Source organism: Rhodococcus gannanensis, assembly GCF_042681175.1.
GTDB classification, from domain to species: Bacteria; Actinomycetota; Actinomycetes; order Mycobacteriales; family Mycobacteriaceae; genus Rhodococcus_G; species Rhodococcus_G gannanensis.
The window spans coordinates 253408-273820 of record NZ_JBHUFB010000007.1 but is presented as its reverse complement, the minus strand read 5'-3'; the positions used below and the strand labels follow the sequence as shown (position 1 = coordinate 273820).

18 protein-coding genes and 1 pseudogene are annotated in these 20413 nt (G+C 68.7%); 8 read left to right on the top strand and 11 right to left on the bottom strand.

Features of this window, described 5'->3' with window-relative positions; genetic code table 11:
* Window positions 1-88: 88 nt before the first annotated feature.
* Window positions 89-1006, bottom strand: a complete 918-nt coding sequence (locus ACFSJG_RS04925; protein ID WP_378484084.1) for an SMP-30/gluconolactonase/LRE family protein — start codon at window positions 1004-1006, stop codon at window positions 89-91.
* A gap of 99 nt (window positions 1007-1105) precedes the next feature.
* Between ACFSJG_RS04925 and dapD the strand changes: the two genes are divergently transcribed.
* The 5 genes from dapD to kynU all read left to right on the top strand — a co-directional run bounded on the left by dapD (window position 1106) and on the right by kynU (window position 6702).
* Window positions 1106-2059: a 2,3,4,5-tetrahydropyridine-2,6-dicarboxylate N-succinyltransferase gene (gene dapD, locus ACFSJG_RS04920; protein ID WP_378484083.1), complete on the top strand. Its 954-nt coding sequence runs from the start codon at window positions 1106-1108 to the stop codon at window positions 2057-2059.
* 66 nt (window positions 2060-2125) lie between these two features.
* On the top strand, window positions 2126-3541 hold the full coding sequence (locus tag ACFSJG_RS04915; protein WP_378484082.1) for an amino acid permease: 1416 nt from the start codon (window positions 2126-2128) through the stop codon (window positions 3539-3541).
* A 59-nt stretch (window positions 3542-3600) separates the two neighbouring features.
* Window positions 3601-4455, top strand: a complete 855-nt coding sequence (locus ACFSJG_RS04910; protein WP_378484258.1) for a tryptophan 2,3-dioxygenase — start codon at window positions 3601-3603, stop codon at window positions 4453-4455.
* 1 nt (window position 4456) lies between these two features.
* Window positions 4457-5476, top strand: a complete 1020-nt coding sequence (locus tag ACFSJG_RS04905; RefSeq protein ID WP_378484081.1) for an amidohydrolase family protein — start codon at window positions 4457-4459, stop codon at window positions 5474-5476.
* Window positions 5473-6702: a kynureninase gene (kynU, locus tag ACFSJG_RS04900; protein WP_378484080.1), complete on the top strand. Its 1230-nt coding sequence runs from the start codon at window positions 5473-5475 to the stop codon at window positions 6700-6702. Before ACFSJG_RS04905 ends, kynU begins: the two co-directional genes overlap by 4 nt.
* On the opposite strand, the gene ACFSJG_RS04895 is transcribed toward kynU, so the two are convergent.
* Together ACFSJG_RS04895 and ACFSJG_RS04890 are read right to left on the bottom strand one after the other, a co-directional pair.
* Complete coding sequence (locus ACFSJG_RS04895) at window positions 6699-7079, bottom strand: DUF2568 domain-containing protein (protein WP_378484079.1); 381 nt, start codon at window positions 7077-7079, stop codon at window positions 6699-6701. The two genes, kynU and ACFSJG_RS04895, sit on opposite strands and share 4 nt — an antisense overlap.
* Entirely contained in the window at window positions 7076-8101 is a 1026-nt protein-coding gene (locus ACFSJG_RS04890; RefSeq protein ID WP_378484078.1) for an NADP-dependent oxidoreductase, read from the bottom strand. The genes ACFSJG_RS04895 and ACFSJG_RS04890 overlap by 4 nt, the downstream gene beginning before the upstream one ends.
* A gap of 60 nt (window positions 8102-8161) precedes the next feature.
* Here ACFSJG_RS04890 and ACFSJG_RS04885 point away from each other — a divergent pair, with 60 nt between their 5' ends.
* The 3 genes from ACFSJG_RS04885 (at window position 8162) to ACFSJG_RS04875 (ending at window position 11955) form a co-directional block, all read left to right on the top strand.
* Window positions 8162-8599: a carboxymuconolactone decarboxylase family protein gene (locus ACFSJG_RS04885; RefSeq protein WP_378484077.1), complete on the top strand. Its 438-nt coding sequence runs from the start codon at window positions 8162-8164 to the stop codon at window positions 8597-8599.
* A 45-nt stretch (window positions 8600-8644) separates the two neighbouring features.
* Window positions 8645-10849 (top strand): heavy metal translocating P-type ATPase, encoded by a 2205-nt coding sequence (locus ACFSJG_RS04880; protein ID WP_378484257.1) that lies wholly within the window; start codon window positions 8645-8647, stop codon window positions 10847-10849.
* Between the two features lie 176 nt (window positions 10850-11025).
* Window positions 11026-11955 (top strand): universal stress protein, encoded by a 930-nt coding sequence (locus ACFSJG_RS04875; RefSeq protein WP_378484076.1) that lies wholly within the window; start codon window positions 11026-11028, stop codon window positions 11953-11955.
* A gap of 105 nt (window positions 11956-12060) precedes the next feature.
* Here the strand turns inward: ACFSJG_RS04875 and ACFSJG_RS04870 are convergent, their stop codons facing one another.
* The 8 genes and pseudogenes from ACFSJG_RS04870 to ACFSJG_RS04835 all read right to left on the bottom strand — a co-directional run bounded on the left by ACFSJG_RS04870 (window position 12061) and on the right by ACFSJG_RS04835 (window position 20410).
* Window positions 12061-12828 (bottom strand): hypothetical protein, encoded by a 768-nt coding sequence (locus tag ACFSJG_RS04870; protein WP_378484075.1) that lies wholly within the window; start codon window positions 12826-12828, stop codon window positions 12061-12063.
* Between the two features lie 334 nt (window positions 12829-13162).
* Window positions 13163-13351: pseudogene (locus ACFSJG_RS04865) on the bottom strand (MaoC/PaaZ C-terminal domain-containing protein); the annotation flags it as partial.
* The gene (locus tag ACFSJG_RS04860; RefSeq protein WP_378484074.1) at window positions 13348-14445 is read right to left on the bottom strand and encodes a CaiB/BaiF CoA transferase family protein; all 1098 of its coding nucleotides are present in this window, start codon (window positions 14443-14445) and stop codon (window positions 13348-13350) included. The pseudogene ACFSJG_RS04865 and the gene ACFSJG_RS04860, both read right to left, overlap by 4 nt.
* Window positions 14442-15296: an enoyl-CoA hydratase gene (locus ACFSJG_RS04855; protein WP_378484073.1), complete on the bottom strand. Its 855-nt coding sequence runs from the start codon at window positions 15294-15296 to the stop codon at window positions 14442-14444. Before ACFSJG_RS04855 ends, ACFSJG_RS04860 begins: the two co-directional genes overlap by 4 nt.
* Before the next feature lie 52 nt (window positions 15297-15348).
* Window positions 15349-16869, bottom strand: a complete 1521-nt coding sequence (locus ACFSJG_RS04850; RefSeq protein WP_378484072.1) for an acyl-CoA synthetase — start codon at window positions 16867-16869, stop codon at window positions 15349-15351.
* Window positions 16869-17708 (bottom strand): enoyl-CoA hydratase/isomerase family protein, encoded by an 840-nt coding sequence (locus tag ACFSJG_RS04845; RefSeq protein WP_378484071.1) that lies wholly within the window; start codon window positions 17706-17708, stop codon window positions 16869-16871. The genes ACFSJG_RS04850 and ACFSJG_RS04845 overlap by 1 nt, the downstream gene beginning before the upstream one ends.
* Window positions 17701-19230, bottom strand: a complete 1530-nt coding sequence (locus ACFSJG_RS04840) for an AMP-binding protein (RefSeq protein WP_378484070.1) — start codon at window positions 19228-19230, stop codon at window positions 17701-17703. Before ACFSJG_RS04840 ends, ACFSJG_RS04845 begins: the two co-directional genes overlap by 8 nt.
* Window positions 19231-19255: 25 nt before the next feature.
* Complete coding sequence (locus ACFSJG_RS04835; RefSeq protein ID WP_378484069.1) at window positions 19256-20410, bottom strand: acyl-CoA dehydrogenase family protein; 1155 nt, start codon at window positions 20408-20410, stop codon at window positions 19256-19258.
* Window positions 20411-20413: the final 3 nt, after the last annotated feature.

The following is a 20413-nucleotide window of genomic DNA, read 5'->3' as shown; positions in this document are numbered from 1 at the left end:
CTTCACCTGTGATCAGCGGGAACAGCGTGGCACGAATCCACCCGGCGGCCGGGCCGAACGAGCGCACCGGTGAGCGGGCGCGAATCGCCTACACCTCGTAGATCTCGCCGTCGAAGCCAGCGCGGAACAGGCGGCCGGCGGAGAAACCGGTGCCTCCGCTGCCGTAGGTGAGGACGCTCGACATCGGCAGCCCCGACGCGAGCACGCAGAACCGCTCGGGCCCGTCGACGCGGAGGATCTGACCCGACACGTCGGTCGGGACGACGGGGCGGCCCTGCGGGTCGAGGACCAGACCGTCGGGCGCGGCGAACACGTCGGCCCCCGCGAACGTCACGACCGATTCCGGCGCGGCGGGGTTCGCGGTCGGGATCCGGCTCACCCCCGGATTCGTGAAGGTCCGCGACACGTAGAGGTAGCGGTCGTCGGCACTCAGCGCCGCACCGTTGGCGCTGGGCAGCACCGCCCAGTCCGGCTGTACGACCCCGTTCGGCAGGACGCGACCGACGAGCGAACCGAAGTCGTTGGTGGCGTACACGGTCCCGTCCCGGGCGACCGCGAGTCCGTTCGCCGCGCTGAGCCCGGACGCGAAGGGTCGGACCGCGCCCGTGTTCACGTCGACCGCGACGATCCCCGCGGACCGGGTCGCGTCGCCGGTGAACACACGGGCGTCGGCGCCGTACCCGACCAGCAGGGATCCGTCCCGCGCCCAGGCCAGTGCCCCGGCGCCGCCGCTGGGGACGGTGGCGATCGGGACCGCGGGCGCACCCGGACGGTCGAGGCGGAACACGCGACCCGACACCAGATCGGTCACGTACATCCGGCCGGCCCCGTCGACGGCGGCACCTTCGAGCACCGCGCCGGGAACGCGCCCGACCAGGGCGGGCGATCTGCTGTCGGGGCAGGCGGGCGCCGCGGACGCGGTGGGGACCGCGGTCGCCACGACGGCGGCGAGGACGGTGCCCGACGCTGCGAGTGCTGCGGTGCGGCGAAGTGCGATTCTGCGCATGGATTCCACGTCCTTCCGGGCTGCGGTACCTCTCCGAAGCGTGGCACAGAAACACGGCGCCGCACAGGTTCACCTGGCCGGACGGTAACCTGGACGCCCGTGAGCATTCAGGGAGCTACCGCAGTCGGTATTGCCAACGTGACCACGGGCGGGGTCGTCCTCGACACCTGGTATCCGGAGCCCGCCCTCGGCGAGGCCGCCGAGGCCGGCACCGTCGTCCTCACCGGCGCCGACGTGCCCGCCGATTTCGCTGCGTTGACCGGCGAGGACACCGACCGCGGCGTCACCCGCGTGGTGGTCCGCACCTCCATCGCCGACCTGTCCGCAGCACCCGTCGACGCGCACGACGCCTACCTGCGTCTCCACCTCATCTCCCACCGCCTCGTGCAGCCGCACGGCCTGAACCTCGACGGCGTGTTCGGCCTGCTCGCGAACGTCGTGTGGACCAACTTCGGACCGTGCGCGGTCGAGGGCTTCGAGCTCACCCGCGCGAAGCTACGCGCCCGCGGCCCGGTCACCGTGTACAGCGTGGACAAGTTCCCGCGCATGGTCGACTACGTGATCCCGTCGGGTGTCCGCATCGGCGACGCCGACCGGGTCCGCCTCGGCGCGCACCTGGCGTCCGGCACGACCGTCATGCACGAGGGCTTCGTGAACTTCAACGCAGGCACCCTGGGCAACTCGATGGTCGAGGGCCGCATCTCCGGCGGTGTCGTCGTGGACGACGGCTCCGACGTCGGCGGCGGCGCCTCGATCATGGGCACCCTGTCCGGTGGCGGCAAGGAGGTCATCTCCGTCGGCAAGCGCTGCCTGCTCGGCGCGAACTCGGGCCTGGGCATCTCGCTCGGCGACGACTGCATCGTGGAGGCCGGCCTGTACGTCACCGCGGGCACCAAGGTCACCGGACCGGACGGCACCGTCGTCAAGGCCAAGGACCTGAGCGGCAAGTCCAACCTGCTGTTCCGTCGCAACTCCGTCACCGGCGGGGTCGAGGTCGTCGCCAAGTCCGGCACCGGCATCGAACTGAATGCCGCCCTGCACGCCAACGACTGACGTCGCGTCACACGTTCTCCACCAGCTCCACCCGTCTCACCCGCACCACTGAAATACCGGTTTTCCATGAATCACCCTGAGGCCCCCTCGACCACCACGACACCGGACGAGGGGGACACCTCGCACCTCGGTCACGGCCTCAAGGTCCGTCATCTGACGATGATGGGTCTCGGGTCCGCGATCGGGGCCGGCCTGTTCCTCGGCACCGGCGTCGGCATCGCCAAGGCCGGTCCGGCCGTCCTGATCTCCTACGCCATCGCAGGCATCATCGTTATCGCAGTGATGCGCATGCTCGGCGAGATGGGCGCGGCGATCCCGGCGTCCGGCTCGTTCAGCCACTACGCCCGGATCGGTATCGGCGAGTGGGCCGGGTTCACCCTCGGCTGGCTGTACTGGTTCATGTTGATCATGGTGCTCGGCGCCGAGATCACGGGCGCGTCGGCGATCGTGCACAGCTGGCTCCCCGGCATCCCGCAGTGGGTGTTCGCGCTGGTGTTCGTCACCTTCTTCGCCGTCGTGAACCTGTCGAAGGTCCGCAACTTCGGCGAGTTCGAGTTCTGGTTCGCCGCGATCAAGGTGACCGTCATCGTCGCGTTCCTGGTGATCGGTGTGCTGTTGGTGTTCGGTCTGCTCCCCGACACCGATCCGGTCGGCACCACCAACCTGCTCGGCGAGGGCGGCTTCATGCCGAACGGAATCGCCGGTATCGCGGCCGGCCTGCTCGTCGTCGCGTTCGCCTTCGGCGGCATCGAGATCGTGACCATCGCGGCCGCGGAGTCGAAGAACCCCGAACAGTCCATCGCGTCGGCCGTGCGCAGCGTCGTGTGGCGGATCAGCCTGTTCTACCTCGGCTCGATCGCGATCATGGTGCTCGTCCTCCCCTGGGACTCCGAGGACCTGCAGTCCGGGCCGTTCGTGGCCGTCCTCAACGAGGCGAGCCTGCCGTACGTCTCCGGGTTCATGGAACTAGTCGTCGTGGTCGCACTGCTGTCCGCGTTCAACGCCAACGTCTACGGCACCTCCCGCATGGCGTTCGCGCTGTCACGCGACAGTGACGGCCCCGCATGGCTGTCGAAGCTGTCCGCCAACGGTGTCCCCACCAACGCGGTCCTGGTGTCGGTGTTCTTCGGCTTCGTGTCGGTGCTGCTGAACTGGCTGCTGCCGGATTCGCTGCTGTCGATCCTGCTGAACGCGGTCGGCGCGGCTCTGCTCGTGGTGTGGATCTTCATCGTCGTCGCGCAGCTGCGGCTGCGCCGCCGGCTGGAGGCCGACGGCAAGCTCACCGTGAAGATGTGGGGCTTCCCGTACCTGAGCTGGCTGACGCTCGCCGCGCTCGGTGGCCTGATCCTGCTGATGCTCACCGACGCCGATGCCCGCAAGCAGCTGATCTCGACTGCGATCCTCACGCTGGTGATCGCCGGACTGTCGGTGCTGAACACGCGACGTCGCCGCGCCGCGGAGGCCGCAGGGATCGAGTCGTGACCGGTCGATCCGACTCGTCCGCGGTGGACGGATCGGCTGCGGTGCGGCAGGGTCGAGACATGGGCGCCGACGAGAACATCCGCCCCCTCGAGGCGAGCATCGTCACCGACTTCCGGGACCGGATGAGCTACGCGTCGTACCTCGATCTGGACACCCTGCTCTCCGCACAGCACCCGGTGAGCACCCCTGTCCACCACGACGAGCTGCTGTTCATCATCGCCCACCAGACCAGTGAGTTGTGGCTGAAGCTGACGCTGCACGAGCTGGAGGGCGCGACGTCGGCGCTGGCCCGCGACGACGTCGCGGTGGCGCTCAAGTGCATCGCCCGGGTCAAGCACATCCAGAAGTCGCTGACCGAGCAGTGGTCGGTGCTGGCGACGCTCACCCCGACCGAGTACTCGCAGTTCCGCGGATTTCTCGGCAACGCGTCGGGTTTCCAGTCCTGCCAGTACCGGGCGGTGGAGTTCGTTCTCGGCAACAAGAACGCGGACGCACTGCGCGTGTTCGAGTCGGATCCGCCGTCGCACGAGCTGCTGTCGCGACTGCTGGCGCAGCCGAGCCTCTACGACGAGTTCTGGCGGCACCTGAGCCGTGCCGGCCTCGATGTCCCCGAGTCGGCGCTGACCCGGGACGTGAGCGCGCCGTACACCTCGAACACCGAGCTGATCCCGCTGATCAAGCAGGTGTACGAGCACCCCCACGAGCACTGGGCGGCGTATGAGTCGTTCGAGGAGCTCGTGGACCTGGAGGAGAACTTCCAGCTGTGGCGGTTCCGGCACATGCGGACGGTGCTGCGCACCATCGGCACGAAGGCGGGCACCGGCGGGTCGAGTGGCGTCGGGTTCCTGCAGCGGGCACTGGACCTGACCTTCTTCCCCGAATTGTTCGCGGTTCGCACCGAAGTCGGGCGGTGACGTGTCGGCGCGCACGATCGCGGCTGCCGAGTCGTGGCGCGGGCGGTGGACCGGACCGACCGGCTTCACCCTCGACGACGAACGGATGCGGCCGGGCGCGGTGGGTCCGGCCGCGGACGTCACGCTCGACGGCACCGTATTCCCCGGATTCCGCGACGCGCACGTGCACCTCGAACTCACCGATGCGCGGGCGCTGTACGCGGGCGGCCTCGACGAGGTGCACGACCTGGGGGCCGGCCTGGAAGCGGCTGCGACCTGGCCGAGCCCGAACGGTCCCGCCGCCGGACTGCCGCGGGTGCGTTTCGCCGGACAGTTCCTCACCGCACCGGGCGGCTACCCGAGCGACCGGGCGTGGGCGCCACACGGATCCGTCCGCGAGGTCACCTCCGCCAGGGACGCCGCCGACGCGGTCCGCGAGCAGGCGGACGCGGGCGCGGCGTTCGTCAAACTCACCCTGAACTCCGTGGCCGGTCCTGTGTTCGACGACGACACGCTCGCCGCGGTGGTCGCGGCCGCGCACGCGACGGGACTGCGGGCGGTCGCGCACGTCGAGGGTGCCGGGCAGAGTGCCCGGGCCGTCGCTGCCGGGGTCGACGTCCTCGCCCACACGCCGTGGACCGAGACCCTCGACGACGCGCTGATCGAGTCCGCTGCCCGGTCGACGGTCTGGATCAGCACCCTGGCCATCCACTGCGGACCGGAACTCGATGTCGCCGTGGACAATCTGCGGCGCTTCCACGCCGCCGGCGGAACGGTCCGGTACGGAACGGACCTCGGCAACGGTGACCTGCCGCAGGGCCCGAACGCGTCGGAGGTCCGGGCGCTGCTCGCCGCGGGTCTGGGCCGCGACCACGTCGTCGCCGCCATGACCGAGGGCGACTCCGCCGCGCGCTTCGCCGCCGGCCTCGACCGGATCACCTTCGTTCCCGACACCCCACCCCCGAACGACGACGACTTCGCCGACTGGCTCACCCGGGCGCGAGTCGTCACCGTCACCGATCTCCAGGAGACATCCCGATGACCGTCGACGTCCACGAACTCCAGCAGGCCGCCGCTACCCGGGACGCCGCGGACCCGTTGCGGGAGTACCGGTCCCTGTTCCACGGCGCCGACGACCCCGCTTCCGACGTGGTGTCGTACCTGGACGGCAACTCGTTGGGCCGGCCGACGATCGCCGCGACCGAGGCGATCACCGCGGCCGTCGCGCAGTGGTCGGGGCGGCTGATCCGTGGCTGGGACGAGCAGTGGATGGAGTTGCCGCTGACGATCGGCGACCGGATCGGTTCGGTCGTGCTCGGCGCCGCCGCCGGGCAGACCACGGTCGGCGACTCGACGACGGTCCTGCTCTACAAGCTCGCCCGTGGCGCTCTCGCGATGCGTCCGGGCCGGACCGAGATCGTCCTGGACACCGACAACTTCCCCACCGACCGGTACGTCCTGGAGGGTGTTGCGAACGAGCTGGGACTCGACCTGCGGTGGATCACCGTGGATCCCGCGTCGGGTGTCGAACTCGACGCCGCACGCGAGGCGATCACCGAGCGCACCGCGCTGGTGGTGCTCAGCCACGTCGCGTACCGGTCCGGTTACCTCGCCGACGCCGAGGCGATCACTCGGGTCGCGCACGACGCCGGCGCTCTGGTCCTGTGGGACCTGTGCCATTCCGTGGGCAGCGTCCCGATCGAACTCGACTCGTGGAACGTCGATTTCGCGGTCGGATGCACCTACAAATACCTGAACGGAGGTCCGGGGTCGCCCGCGTTCGCGTATGTGGCCGCCGAGCACCTCGACGTGTTCCGGCAGCCGATCCAGGGCTGGATGGGCAGGCGGGACCCCTTCGAGATGGGGCCGGGTTACGTTCCCGCGGAGGGCATCCGGCGGGTCGTCAGCGGTACTCCGGCGATTCTGGGGATGGTGGCAATGCAGTCCACGATCGACCTGATCGAGCGGGCGGGGATCGGCGCGGTCCGGGAGAAGTCGGTGCTGTTGACCGAGTACCTGATCGATCTCACCGGCGAACTGCTCCCCGGGGTGCGGATCGCGTCCCCGGTGGGCGCCGAGCGCCGCGGCGGTCACATCACCCTCGACCACCCCGCGTTCCGCGACGTGACGCAGCGGCTGTGGGCGCGTGGCGTGATCCCCGACTTCCGGGCGCCGCAGGGGCTCCGGCTCGGCCCGAGCCCGCTGAGCACCAGCTTCGCCGAGGCCTTGGTGGGAGTTCGGGCGATCGCGGAAGAGCTGGGACGCTAACGCTTCTCGCGTCGGGCGAGTTCGCCGAACACCAGCGTTGCCGCCACGAAGAACGCCGCACCCACCCACGGCGCGAGGAGTCCGGCGGCGAGCAGCCCGGTCAGGGCGAACAGACCGACCTGCGCCACCAGGCGACGTGGATTGGCGAGCCGATGAGTGGACGTCGGCGCCATCCACACGGCCCAGACGGCCGCCGCGGCGACGGGAAGCGCGATCCCGGCCGCCACGCGGACGAGGAGACTCTCGCCTACCGCGGCACCGGACAGGGCAAGGACGGTGAGCATCGTCAGTTCGAGCAGGAACGACGCGGCGTACAGCACTCCGGTCACGACGTGCTGATGACCGCCCGTCGCCGGTGGCACCCCCGCGCTGGTCATTGCGCGACCTTGATCAGCAACTTTCCGAAGTTCTGACCTTTCAGCAGTCCGATGAACGCGTCGGGTGCATTCTCGAGTCCGTCGACGACGTCCTCCCGGTACCGCACCCGACCGTCGGCGATCCAACCCGACATGTCGGCGAGGAAGTGCACGAACTGGTCCTTCACGAACTCGGACTGGATGAAGCCGCGCACGGTGAGGCTCTTCGTCAGGATTCGGCTCATCAGTGCGGGTGCGCGGTCCGGTCCTTCCGGCGCCGAGGTGAGGTTGTAGTTGGCGATCAGGCCGCAGACCGGCACCCGAGCGTAGGTGTTGAGCAGCGGAAGCACGGTGTCCCAGACCTTGCCGCCGACGTTCTCGAAGTACACGTCGATGCCGTCGGGGCAGGCCGCGTTCAGCTGTGCGGCGAAGTCCGGGTCGCGGTGGTCGACCGCGGCGTCGAAGCCCAGCTCACGCAGGTGGGCGACCTTGTCGGGCCCACCGGCGATGCCCACGGCCCGGGCGCCCCGAATCTTGGCGATCTGTCCGACCGCGGAGCCGACGGGCCCGGTCGCCGCCGCCACGACCACCGTCTCCCCTCGCTCCGGTCTGCCGATCTCCAGCAGGCCTGCGTACGCGGTGAAGCCAGGCATGCCGAGAACGCCGAGCGACGTCTGCACCGGTGCCGCGTGCGGGTCCAGCTTCCGCACGTGCCTGGCGTCTGCGACGGCATGGGTCTGCCATCCCGAGAACGACAGCACCACATCCCCGTTCGCGAACGACGGATCCTTGGACTCGATCACCCGCCCGACGGTTCCGCCGACCATCACGTCACCGAGTGCGATCGGGTCGGCGTACGACTCGGCCTCGCTCATGCGACCGCGCATGTACGGGTCCAGCGAGAGGTACAGGATCTCCAGGAGCAGTTCACCCTCGGCAGGTACCGGGATCGGCACCGTCTCGACCCGGAAGTCGGACGGCGTCGGCTCTCCGTCCGGCCGGGCTGCGAGCGCGATGCGGGTGTTCTCGGCAGGCAGGCTCATGTCTGTCGAGGCTAGTCTCCTGTGAGGTAGGTCGCATTCGACGCGCGGGAAGGACCGCCGATGAACGCCGTCAATCTGAGCAAGCAGCATCCGACCGTCTACCAGGCATTGCTGGCGCTGAGCACCCAGGCCGACGCCGCCGTCACGGAGGCGGGACTGGATCCGCTGCTCGCCGAACTCGTCAAGATCCGGGTGTCCCAGATCAACGGATGCGCCTTCTGCCTGCGCATGCACACCCGCGACGCCGTGCAGAAGGGAGAGACGACCGACCGGCTGGCCGTGGTCGCCGCCTGGTGGGAATCGCAGTACTTCAGCCCGCAGGAGCGGGCCGCGCTCGCGCTCGCCGAGGAGGTCACCGACCTCCCGGTGCCTGCGGGTCACGACTGGGACGACGGATCGCTCACCGATGCGCAGGTGTCGGCGATCAGTTGGCTGGCCGTCGCGATGAACGCCTGGAACCGCGTCGCGATCACGAGTCACTACCCGGTGGGTCCGTGAAGCCTGGCGTTTAATACCCCCTGGGGGTATGGTCGAGGCATGAGCATGCGACCCGAACACCCCGTCTCGGCCGCCGCGCACACGCACCACGATGCCGAGACCCACCACGAGCACACCTCCCACGACCATTCCGGTCACGAAGACGCCGGGCACGGCACGCCGAACATCCCGCACGATCACGGCGCGGGAAACACCGAACACGAGGATCACAGCGGACACGGAGGCCACGCCGGACACGGCAGTCACGTCGACCAGTTCCGCCGGCTGTTCTGGATCATGCTGGTCCTCGCCGTCCCGACGGTCGCGTTCAACGACATGTTCGCGGACGTCATCGGCTACCAACTGCCGGACGCCGAGTGGGTGCGGTGGGTCTCGCCGATTCTCGGCACGATCATCTATTTCTGGGGTGGTCGCCCCTTCCTCACCGGCGCGGTCAGCGAGATCCGTTCGCGCAAGCCGGGAATGATGCTCCTGATCGCCCTCGCGATCACCGTCGCGTTCGTCGCCTCGTGGGGTTCGACGCTGGAACTGCTCCACCACGAACTGAACTTCTGGTGGGAGCTCGCGCTTCTGGTCGTGATCATGCTCCTCGGCCACTGGATCGAGATGCGCTCTCTCGCACAGACCACATCCGCGCTTGATTCGCTTGCGGCACTACTGCCCGACGAGGCGGAGAAGCTCGTCGGGGACGACGTGGTCACCGTGCCGCCCGCCGAACTCGAGGTCGGCGACATCGTGATCGTGCGACCCGGGGCATCTGTTCCCGCCGACGGCACCATCGTCGACGGCACCGCCAGCATGGACGAGTCGATGGTGACGGGCGAGTCGAAGCCGGTCCGGCGCGACACCGGCGACACGGTCGTCGCCGGCACCGTCGCCACCGACTCGGGTCTGCGAGTTCGGGTCACGGCCACGGGAGACGACACGGCACTCGCCGGAATCCAGCGGCTGGTCGCCGACGCGCAGGCGTCGTCCTCACGGGCGCAGCGCATCGCCGACACCGCCGCAGGGTGGCTGTTCTGGTTCGCCCTCGGCGCCGCCGCGATCACCGCGGTCGTGTGGACCGCGATCGGGATGCCCGACTCCGCCGTCGTCCGGGCGATCACCGTCCTCGTCATCGCCTGCCCCCATGCCCTCGGTCTCGCGATTCCGCTCGTTGTGTCCATCGCGACCGAACGTGCTGCTCGCGGAGGCGTTCTCGTCAAGGACCGCCTGGCGCTCGAGTCGATGCGCACCGTCGACGCGGTGCTCTTCGACAAGACCGGCACACTCACCAAGGGTGAGCCCTCGGTGATCGCCGTCGAGCCCGTCGACGGATACACCCCGGACCGGGTAATCGCCCTCGCGGCCGCAGCCGAGTCCGACAGCGAGCATCCCCTCGCGAAGGCCATCGTCCGCAAGGCCGAATCGACCGGCATCACCGTGCCGGCGTCGTCGGACTTCACGTCGTCGCCCGCGGTCGGAGTGACGGCCACCGTCGACGGCAAGCGGATCCGGGTCGGTGGCCCGCACCTGCTCACCGAGCACGGTCGCACCGAACTCCCCGTGGCCGACGAGTGGCGCCGGTCCGGTGCGATCATCCTGCACGTCCTGTCCGGTGACGACGTGATCGGTGCCCTGCGCCTCGCCGACGAGATCCGCCCCGAGTCGCGGGACGCCGTCGACGCGCTGCACGCGGCCGGAGCGAAGGTCGTGATGATCACAGGTGACGCACAGGCCGTCGCCGAGAGCGTCGCGGCGGAACTCGGCATCGACCGCGTGTACGCCGGCGTGCGACCCGAGGAGAAGGCGGCGAAGGTCGCCGAGCTCCAACACGAGGGCCGAAAGGTCGCGATGGTCGGTGACGGCGTCAACGACGCCCCGGCGCTCGCCCAAGCCGACGTCGGCATCGCCATCGGCGCGGGCACCGACGTCGCGATCGGGTCGGCGGGGGTGATCCTGGCGTCGTCCGACCCGCGGTCGGTGCTGTCGGTGATCGAACTGTCCCGGGCGAGCTACCGCAAGATGGAGCAGAACCTGTGGTGGGCAGCGGGTTACAACCTCATCTCGGTGCCGCTGGCCGCCGGCGTCCTCGCCCCGATCGGCTTCGTCCTGCCGATGAGCGTCGGCGCGATCCTCATGTCGGCGTCGACGGTGGTTGTCGCGCTCAACGCGCAACTGCTGCGACGTCTCGACCTGACGCCGGAGCACAGCACGGACCGGTTCGTCGGGCGGGGCGGAGTCCGTGCAGACGGTCGCGGCTCCCGGTGACCGGACCGTCGGCATCCGAGGCCGACAGCGACCTCCTCTGTACCGGCGCGGTACGCACGGAGTTCACGTGGGTCCCGGTCCTGCCGCCAGCGCAGTAGGGTCGTCTCGTGTCGCGATTCACGCGATGGACCGCGGCGCAGCGTCGAAAGGTGACCTTCTGCCGAAACGAGGAAAACATGCCGCTCGTGAACGCCGGAACACGCATCGTGGTCGGGGTCGACGGATCCGACACCTCACTGGGAGCCGCGAAATGGGCCGCCGTGGTGGCCGGAAAACTGGGGCAGCCCCTGCATGTCGTGCATTCGGCGCCGAAACCCGGTCGTAGGTCCGGCCACGGTGAACCATCGCCCTCGCAACAGTTGATCGACAGTCTCGACGCGGAGGGAGCCGAGGTTCTCTCCTCTGCGGTCGAGACCATCCGCGAACATGTTTCCGACATTCGTCTGACGACGGAGCTCGACAACGAGCCCGCCGGGGCGACACTGCTCGCTGCCGCGAAGGGCGCCACCATGATCGTGCTCGGTGCCACAGGACGAGGGACCGTCGAGCGGTGGCTGCTCGGATCGACCGCGGTGCGGGTGGCCAGCCAGGCCTCCTGCCCTGTCGCCGTCTGGCGGGGCGACCCTGCCGATCCCGGACCAGACACCCGCCCGCTCGTCGTCGGCGTGGACGGCAGCACCACCTCCGCGGCCGCAACCGAGCTGGCGTTCGCATTCGCGGACCTGCTCGGCGCACCCGTCACCGCGGTGCGCTCCTGGACGGAGGAGTACGCGATCGGTGTGGCCACCCCCGAAATGTTGCGCCAGTCGGGACCGACGGCCCTACTGGTCGACTGGGAGGCCGTCGCTCGCGCCGAGGAGCAGCGACTGGCGGACGTCCTCGCCCCGTTCCGGGACCGCTTCCCCGGCGTGACCGTCAACGCGGTGTCGTCACGCGGATCGGCACCCCGAGAACTGTTGCGTGCCCTCGACGACGGCCAGCTGGCCGTGGTGGGAAGCAGGGGCTTCGGCCGCGTCGCAGCGGCCCTGCTCGGCTCGACGAGCCAGAACCTGCTGCATCGCGCCGACAGGACCGTCATCGTCCACCGCGATCCGGACCCGATCTAGGCGGAGCGCTGTCGGCTCGACAGCGGGGAGATCCCACATGCGGTCGGCACGGCCGACGGGACGATCGTCGGACTGCGCTTGGGCGCGGCCCGGCCCATGCATCATTCAGGGTGTCTCGGCGGCTGTGGCCAAACGAGCAGGCAACAGTGGCCGCCACGGCCAGTGCCGGGCGAGACGCGCGCGGGCCCGCAGGAATCCGAGGCCGAGGACGAGCCCGAAGATCAGGTGCCCGATCAGCGACAGCGTGATCGTGGTAGGAGTCAGCGGGAACATCTTCTGCTGCCCTCCCGGCGAGAATGCGACAGTGCCGATCAGCCCGGCCCACACCGGCGCCACCGCGAAGGTGACGAACGCGACCAGGACGGTGCGGCGCGACCGGTGCTGCAAGCCGAAGGCCAGGGCCAGGAGGAAGAACGCGATTCCGATCCCGCCGCCGTCGCCGAGGTACCGCCACAGGTAACCGACGATCGCGCCGGTGCGGGGGTCGCTGCCCGCGTGCACCCACGTGCCCATCCGCGGGATGAAGTCGCCCCACAATCCGAGCAGGTACACGGTGTCCAGGCGGAACACGTCGTACACCAGGCACGCGAACATGCCCCAGAAGAGGCCGTGTCCGACGATCCGGTCGACGGGGTGCGGCGCGAAGACACACAGCACGACGAGGATCGCGGCGAGCGGGATGATCACGAGTGCACCCGTCGCGTTCATCGACACCACCCCGAACACCTGCGCCGAGATCGCCAGCAACGGCAACGACGCCAGGAGCAGGTACAGCCCGATGCGAGTGAACGCCCAATGGTGGCGGACCGTGCCGGTCGCCGGCAGAACGTGGTCCTGCTCGTCGGGAACGGTGGAATCGACGATGTGCGACATGTGCGGTGTCCTTCCGGTCCGGAGGCCACCTCGTCGGGTGGTCCTGGTCCAGACCAGCGTCCGCCCGGCGCCGCGCCGCCGACAGCCACCCGAGGGTGGGGATAGACGCCACCCGACCGAACGGTTCACATGGCCGCTACCTCAGCAGCTTCTTCTGCACCTTCCCCAAAGCGTTGCGGGGCAACGACTCCACGAGCCACACCTCCCGCGGACGCTTGTGAACGGACAGTTCGGACGGAGTTGCACGGCCGGGGCCCGGCTGTGCCTGATCCGATCGACCTGTGGGTGGCGAAGACCATCGGCGGCCGAGACATGTACCACGACGTTGGAAGATTCCGAGGGTGTGGATTCCGCTGGCGATGATCCCTCCGAAGTAGCCCTCGGCGGCGGTGTGGCGATCGGTGTGGAAGGTCGGTGGATCCCACATGGCCGCAAAGTCGATGATTTCGGTTTCGGTGACCGCATGCGAGCCGAGACCGAACCGATCACTGACGCGTGGGTCACGACCGTAGACAGTGATCATCGCCGAGCGATCCACTGACGGATCTGTTCGTGCAGGCCGAGTGAACGCGGTTGCGGCGGGGTGGTTGTGGGTGTGCCCGAGAAGCGGGGCGCGGGCGCCGGCTGATCGACTCCCGCGACTGTCGCGAACGTGTCGCGGGCGGTCATGTGGGGGTGTTGGAGAGCCTCGTCGTAGGTCAGGACAGGAGTCACACAGGCGTCTGTGGTCGCGAAAACCCGGGCCCATTCGTCGCGAGCACGGGATTTGAACGCGATCTCGAACTCCGCCCGCAGTTGCGCCCACCCTTTCCGATTCCACTGTTCGGGCAACCGGGCGGGGTCAAGTTGTAGGCCGTTGAGCAGTTGGGTGTAGAACTGCGGTTCGATCGCACCGACTGCGACGTACTTTCCGTCGGAGCATTCGTAGGTGTCGTAGAAGGGGTGGGAGCCGTCGAGCAGGTTCTCGCCCCGGCCGGTGGCCCAGGTTCGGTTGCCGCGCAGCGACCACATCATCTGGGCCAGCACACTGGCACCGTCGACCATGGCGGCGTCGACGACCTGACCGCGACCGGAGGATTCGCGTGCGAACAGCGCTGCGAGAATGCCGACAACGAGGAACATCGACCCGCCTCCGAAGTCGCCGACCAGGTTCAGCGGTGGCACCGGCCGGTCGCCCGCGCGGCCGATGTTGTCGAGGATCCCAGTGAGGGAGATGTAGTTGATGTCGTGGCCGGCGCGGTCGGCGAACGGGCCGCTCTGCCCCCAGCCGGTCATGCGGCCGTAGATCAGCCGGGGATTGACGGCCTCGCAGTCATCGGGTCCGAGGCCGAGCCGTTCGGTGACACCGGGTCGGAAGCCCTCGACGAGGACATCGGCATGCTCGATCAGCTCGAGGATCCGGTCACGGTCTGCGGTGTTCTTCAGGTCGGCCTCGACGATGTTGCGGCCGCGGAGGGCTGTGTCGGCGTCGATGGTGATGCCGGGTCGATCGGTGTGTGTGCGGCGTTCGACCCGGACGACCTCGGCGCCGAGGTCGGCCAGGAGCATGCAGGCGTGCGGGCCGGGGCCGATGCCGGCGAGTTCGACGACGCGCAGTCCGGTGAGTGGTCCGGTCATGCGATGGCTTCCTTTCGTTTTGCGCCGGCGCGGATGACATCCGCTCCGGTGGGGTCCAGGATCTGACCGTGCTGGCCCAGGTTGTGGGCGTGGCCGAGGTTGTGCAGGGCAAGCGCCGCATCGAGGGCGACGGACTGTCCTTGTGCGTCGAGGCTTCGGTTGATGCTCTCCTTGGCCAGGCGCAGCCCGAATGTCGGGCGCGCCGCAATGGTGGCGGCGAGCTCGAGGGTGTAGGCGTCCAGTTCGGCGGCAGCGACGACATGGTTGACCATCCCGACGTCACGGGCTTCGGCCGCGGTCAGCGCCCGTCCTGTGAAGAGGACCTCCTTGGCCTTGCGGGCACCGAGTTCCCAGGCGTGGGTGAAGTATTCGATTCCGTTGACGCCGAATGCGGTGACCGGGTCGGAAAAGGTGGCGTCGTGTCCGGCGACGATGATGTCCATTGGCCACAGCAGCATCAGGCCGCCGGCGATGGTCCGGCCCTGGGCTTGGGCGATGGTCGGTTTCGGAATGTCGCGCCACCGTTTGCACAGCCCGAGGTAGGCCTCACATTCGAATGCGTAGTGGCCTTCGGCGCCGCCCGCGTCGAGGCCTGACTGCAGCGTGGCGACCGGTGAACAAGGCAGGGTGAACCCGGCCTTCAGGTCGTGGCCGGACGAGAAGTCCGGGCCGTCCGCGGACAGGACGATCACCTTGACGTCGTTGTCGGCAGCCGCGTGGGCGAAAGCCGCGTCGAGTTGATAGAGCAGCTCCGGGCTCTGGGCATTGCGGGTTTCCGGTCGGGCCAGCACGATGCGTGCCACGCCGGGAGCTGGATCTTCCCGCCGGATGTAGGTCGTTGTCTCGATCACGTTGTTCGTACCGCGCTTTCCGTGGTTCGTGAATGGGTGTGAGGTCCGGACATCACACGTACTGCTGTCGGAGGTCGCGCTTGAGGATCTTTCCTGCGGCGGAGGTGGGGAAGGAGTCGACGACGGCGAGGCTACGGGGAACCTTGTAGCCGGCGATCTCCTTCTTGCTGTGCTCGCGCAGTTCCTCGAGCGTCAGCGTGGTGCCCGGAACCAGACTGACGACAGCGTGGACGCGTTCGCCCCACTGAGCATCCGGGACGGCGATCACCGCACACTGGGTCACGGCGGGGTGCTTGGCGACGACGTTCTCCACCTCGATGGAGTACACGTTTTCGCCGCCGGAGATGATCATGTCCTTGATTCGGTCCGCGACGAACACGAACCCGTCCTCGTCCATGTAGCCGCCGTCGCCGGTGTGCATCCAGCCGGCCTGGACCGCGGCCGCGGTCTCGTCGGGCTTGTTCCAGTAGCCCAGCATTACGTGGTCGCCGGTAACCACGATTTCACCGAAGTCACCGCGTGGTACCTCGTTTCCGTCCGGATCGACGATCTTGATCAGGGCATGCGGGGCAGCGCGTCCGGCGGAGCGGCGTCGGACCGGGTGGTCGTGGTCTTCGTCGTGCAGAAGACTCGCGACCGGGGCCAGCTCGGTCATGCCGTAACCCTGGAGGAAAGCCGCCGACGGGAAGGCGTTGCGGGCGCGGTCGAGGAGGGACTCGGAGATCGGGGACGCCCCGTACATGATGTGGCGCAGACTCGACAGGTCGAACTCCGCGAGCCGGGGATGATCGACCGTCATCTGGATCATGGTCGGCACGAGCAGGGCGTCCGTGATTCGGTGGTCGGCGATCGCGGTGAGGGTGGCGACCGGGTCGAATGCCGGAATCATCACATGGGTGCCGCCGAGCAGCATGTGCCCGATCACCGAGGCGAGGTCGGCGAGGTGGAACATCGGTGCGGCGTGCAGGGCCCGCCCGGCGGTGGACCAGGCGCCCGTGGCAGCGCATCCGGTGGCGGAGGCGAAAAGGTTGCGGTGACTGAGCATCACCCCCTTCGGGAAGCCGGTGGTGCCGCCGGTGTAGAAGATCCCGGCGACGGCGTCGCCGCGGCGGCGGGCGTCGGGTACCGGGGTCGACTCGGTCACCAGCGCGTCGAACGCCAACATGTCGTCTGGGGTGCGGCCGTCGCCGCAATGGATCACGGTCGTCAGGTTCGGGCACAATGCCTGCAGTTCGGCGGAGAGGGCGGCGAATGCGTCGTCGAGGAAGAGCACACGGACACCGGCCTCGTCGAGCGAGTACGCGATCTCCTTGACCGACCACCGGGTGTTGACCGGCACGATGACCGCATCCGCCCAGGCGACGGCGAGGATGATGTGGAGGTAGCGGTCGGAGTTCAGGGCGAGAAGGGCGATCCGCTCGTCGGTGTCGGTGCCGAGGCTGCGGAGTCCCCCGGCGAGGGCCGCGACCCGGTCGTAGGTTTCGGTGTGGGTGAGGCTGCGGTCACCGCAGATGGTGGCGACCGCGTCGGGGCGTTGTTGCCGGTTGCGGTGCAGCGGTTGGGTCAGATGCATCAGTGGTCCTCGGGCTCGAGTGACGACAAGGGTGAGGTCAGACGGTGTGGGGCGGGGCGGTCGGCCGAGAATCCGGCGACGGCGTCCGTGTGGTCGGCCGTGTTGAGGCCGATGACCTGCGAGCGCAACTCGAGTTCCAGGTGTTCGCGGAAACCACTGGATGAGTTGCTCGCGTCGAGCAGTTCCTTGGTCAGTTGCACACCCATCGGCGGCATCGACGCGATGGTCGCCGCGAGGGTGAGTGCCGCGGTGAGGGGGTCGGGCACGACGGCCTGAACGAGGCCGAGGTGTTCGGCGCGCGCTGCTGACAGGGCGCCGCCGGTGTAGAAGAGTTCGGCGGCATGGCCCGGGCCGATGAGCCGCGGCAGCAGCCACGACAGCCCGAGGTCGCCGGCGCTCATCCCGAGTTTGACGAACACGGCGTCGAAGCGGGCGTCGGCGGCGGCGAGTCGGATGTCGGCCGCGGCGGCGAGCGCGAACCCGGCCCCAACCGCGTGTCCCTGGACCGCCGCGACGACGGGTTGAGGTATCTCCCGTATCGCGGTCATCGCGGACACTGCTCGGCGCATGGCCGCGTAGGACGCGGCCATGCGATCTCCGGTGTCCTGGACCAGGCCGACGCGCAGGTCCATTCCCGCGCAGAAGGCCCGGCCCGCCCCGCACAGCACCACCACCCGGCAGCTCGGGGTGTTGCCGAGTTCGCGTAGTGCCTGTTCCAGATCGGCGAACATCGTCCCGGTGAGCGCGTTGAGCTTGTCCGGCCGGTCCAGTGTGAGAATTCCGACGCCGTCGGTGCGCACCTGTGTGCGCACGAGCCCGGTCGCGGTCCGGTCAGGCATCGATCCGCACCTGCCAGTAGGGCTCTTTGAGCTTGCGTTTGAACAACTTTCCGGTGTCTTCGCGGGGCAGGGCGTCGTCGAAGACGATGACCTTCGGGACCTTGTACTTCGCGAGGTGGCCGGTGACGTGGGTGCGGATGTCGTCGGCGCCGAGCGTTGCGCAGGGCTCGAGTTCGATGTGCGCGGCCAGGGCCTCCCCGAAGTCGGGATCCGGGATGCCGAACACCGCGACATCGCGCACCCCGGGCACGGTGATGATGCAGGCCTCGATCTCGGCGGGGTAGATGTTGACTCCGCCGGAGATCACCATGTCGTTGCGGCGATCGCTGAGATAGAGGTATCCGTCGGTATCGAGGTAGCCGACGTCGCCGACCGACAGGAATCCGTCGCGTTCGATCTCTCGCCGCTTGGCGTCGTTGCCGAGGTAGGTGAAGTCCGGCCAGACGGAAAACGGTTTGAGGTAGATCTCCCCCGCCCGGCCCGGTGGCAGTTCGGTTCCGTCGTCGCCCAATATCTTCACCTCGACGTCGGCGAACGGGCGGCCGACCGTGCCGGGGTGTTCGAGCCATTGTTCGCTGGTGCAGGTGACCGCGGCGCCGGTCTCGGAGCCGCCGTAGTACTCGTGCACGATCGGGCCCAGCCAGTCGATGACTGCGCGTTTGACCTCCTGCGGGCACGGAGCCGCCGCATGGACGATCGACTTCAGCGACGACAGGTCGTACCGAGCGCGGACGTCCTCGGGCAGTTTCAGCCATCGCACGAACATCGTCGGCACCATCTGAAGGTGTTCGATCCGCCGCTCCTGTATCAGAGCGAGCAGGCCCTCGGCGTCGAAGCGGGGTGGGATGTCGAGGTCGAGTCCGAGAGCGAGGGCGAACACCGCGTGCGTGTTGGGGGCGGTGTGATAGAGCGGGGCCGGGATCAGCGTCGATGTCGCCGACCCGAAGGCGAACCCCTCGACGACCAGTTCCGTGAGCCGGCCCGCATGCTCGGCCGGAACGGGTTGCCGCAGGATACCTTTGGGTCTTCCTGTGGTGCCCGAAGTGTAGATGACCCCGAGTGGTGGATCGGTGACCGGGGCGGTGACCGGAGCGTGGGCCCTGATCAGGGTGTCCATGTCGGGATGCCGGCTGGTCAACTCCGGGCGGGTGAAGCCGTGCGCGGCGGCGACGTCGTGGGGGACGCCCACCTCGATCACCGCTGCCCCGGCCGGGAGCACCGCTTCGACGGAGGGCAGGAGATCGGTGTGGACCAGGACCACCTTGCTGCCGCTGTCGGCGAGCAGATAGGCGAGGTCGTCCCCGGTCCAGTGCCAGTTGACCGGGACCGGAACGGCCCCGATCGCCGCGCCCGCAAGGGTGGCCTCGACGAACGCGATGTCGTTGCGCAGAACGATCGCATAGCGGTCGCCGTGCTCGACGCCCATCGCGGCGAGCGCGCTCGCGAGCCGCGCGGCCCGGATTCTCACGTCGGCGTGTGCGCGGACCGCCGTACCGCACCGGATGACCGGGGACGAACTCATTTCTGCCTCCGTTGGGGGGTTCGGCTCAGAGCGAGCGCGCGATGAGGTCTTTCATGACTTCGTTGGAACCGCCGTAGATCTTCTGGACCCGGGCGTCGGCGTACATGCGGGCGATGGGGTACTCGCGCATGTATCCGTAGCCGCCGAACAGTTGCACGCATTGGTCGATCACCTGGCACTGCTGCTCGGTGAGCCACCACTTGGCCATCGCCGCGGTCGTGGGGTCCAACTCACCGCTGAGGTGCCGTTCGATGCACGAGTCGATGAACACCCGGGCGGCATGGGTCACGGTCTCGCACTCGGCGAGCACGAATTTGGTGTTCTGGAAGTCGAAGATGCTCTGACCGAATGCGCTTCGGGACTTGGTGTATGCCACGGTTTCGGTCACCGCGGCTTCCATGGTGGCCACCGCGGTGACCCCGATGAGCAGTCGCTCCTGCGCCAGCTGGGTCATCAGCTGACCGAACCCGCGGCCCTCATCGCCGCCGAGCAGGTTCGCCGTCGGCACCCGGACGTCCTGGAAGGACAGCTCCGAGGTGTCGGCGCCGTGCTGACCGACCTTGTCGAGGATCCGTCCACGGGTGAAGCCGGGGGCCTCGGCGGTCTCGACGACGAGCAGGGACACCCCCTTCGCCCCGGCGGTGGGGTCGGTCTTGGCGACCACAACGATCAGATCGGCCTGGGATCCATTGGAGATGAACGTCTTCGCACCGTTGATCACATAGTGATCCCCGTCCCGGAGCGCGGTGGTCTTGATGTTCTTCAGATCGGATCCGGCGCCGGGTTCGGTCATCGCGACCGCGGCAATCGTCTCGCCGGTCGCCATCCTCGGCAGCCAGCGGCGACGCTGGTCCTCGGTGCCGTACGCGAGAAGGTAGTGGGCGACGATGCCGCTGTGGACGGTGTTGCCGAACCCGGTGTCCAGGGCGCGGGCCTGGGCCTCGACGACGGCGAGGTCGTGCGCGAACGTCCCTCCGCCACCCCCGTATTCCTCGGGGATGGAGCAGCACAGCAGCCCGAGTTCGCCGGCCTTGGTCCAGACGTTCCGGTCGACGTAGTGCTGCTGTTCGAACTTCTCGCGGTGCGGGGTGAGTTCCCGGGCGAAGAACTTGTCGGCGAGCTCGCCGAGTGCGGTGGTGTCGGTGTCGCGCCAGGACGAGGTGTAGGTGATGGAGGGCATCGC

Coding starts and splice junctions, on each gene's coding strand:
- ACFSJG_RS04925 (WP_378484084.1), bottom strand. CDS start 1,006: ATGCGCAGAATCGCACTTCGCCGCACCGCAGCACTCGCAGCGTCGGGC.
- ACFSJG_RS04835 (WP_378484069.1), bottom strand. CDS start 20,410: ATGCCCTCCATCACCTACACCTCGTCCTGGCGCGACACCGACACCACC.
- ACFSJG_RS04860 (WP_378484074.1), bottom strand. CDS start 14,445: ATGACCGGACCACTCACCGGACTGCGCGTCGTCGAACTCGCCGGCATC.
- ACFSJG_RS04880 (WP_378484257.1), top strand. CDS start 8,645: ATGCGACCCGAACACCCCGTCTCGGCCGCCGCGCACACGCACCACGAT.
- kynU (WP_378484080.1), top strand. CDS start 5,473: ATGACCGTCGACGTCCACGAACTCCAGCAGGCCGCCGCTACCCGGGAC.
- ACFSJG_RS04915 (WP_378484082.1), top strand. CDS start 2,126: ATGAATCACCCTGAGGCCCCCTCGACCACCACGACACCGGACGAGGGG.
- ACFSJG_RS04890 (WP_378484078.1), bottom strand. CDS start 8,101: ATGAGCCTGCCTGCCGAGAACACCCGCATCGCGCTCGCAGCCCGGCCG.
- ACFSJG_RS04845 (WP_378484071.1), bottom strand. CDS start 17,708: ATGCCTGACCGGACCGCGACCGGGCTCGTGCGCACACAGGTGCGCACC.
- ACFSJG_RS04870 (WP_378484075.1), bottom strand. CDS start 12,828: ATGTCGCACATCGTCGATTCCACCGTTCCCGACGAGCAGGACCACGTT.
- ACFSJG_RS04840 (WP_378484070.1), bottom strand. CDS start 19,230: ATGAGTTCGTCCCCGGTCATCCGGTGCGGTACGGCGGTCCGCGCACAC.
- ACFSJG_RS04875 (WP_378484076.1), top strand. CDS start 11,026: ATGCCGCTCGTGAACGCCGGAACACGCATCGTGGTCGGGGTCGACGGA.
- ACFSJG_RS04910 (WP_378484258.1), top strand. CDS start 3,601: ATGGGCGCCGACGAGAACATCCGCCCCCTCGAGGCGAGCATCGTCACC.
- ACFSJG_RS04885 (WP_378484077.1), top strand. CDS start 8,162: ATGAACGCCGTCAATCTGAGCAAGCAGCATCCGACCGTCTACCAGGCA.
- ACFSJG_RS04850 (WP_378484072.1), bottom strand. CDS start 16,869: ATGCATCTGACCCAACCGCTGCACCGCAACCGGCAACAACGCCCCGAC.
- ACFSJG_RS04895 (WP_378484079.1), bottom strand. CDS start 7,079: ATGACCAGCGCGGGGGTGCCACCGGCGACGGGCGGTCATCAGCACGTC.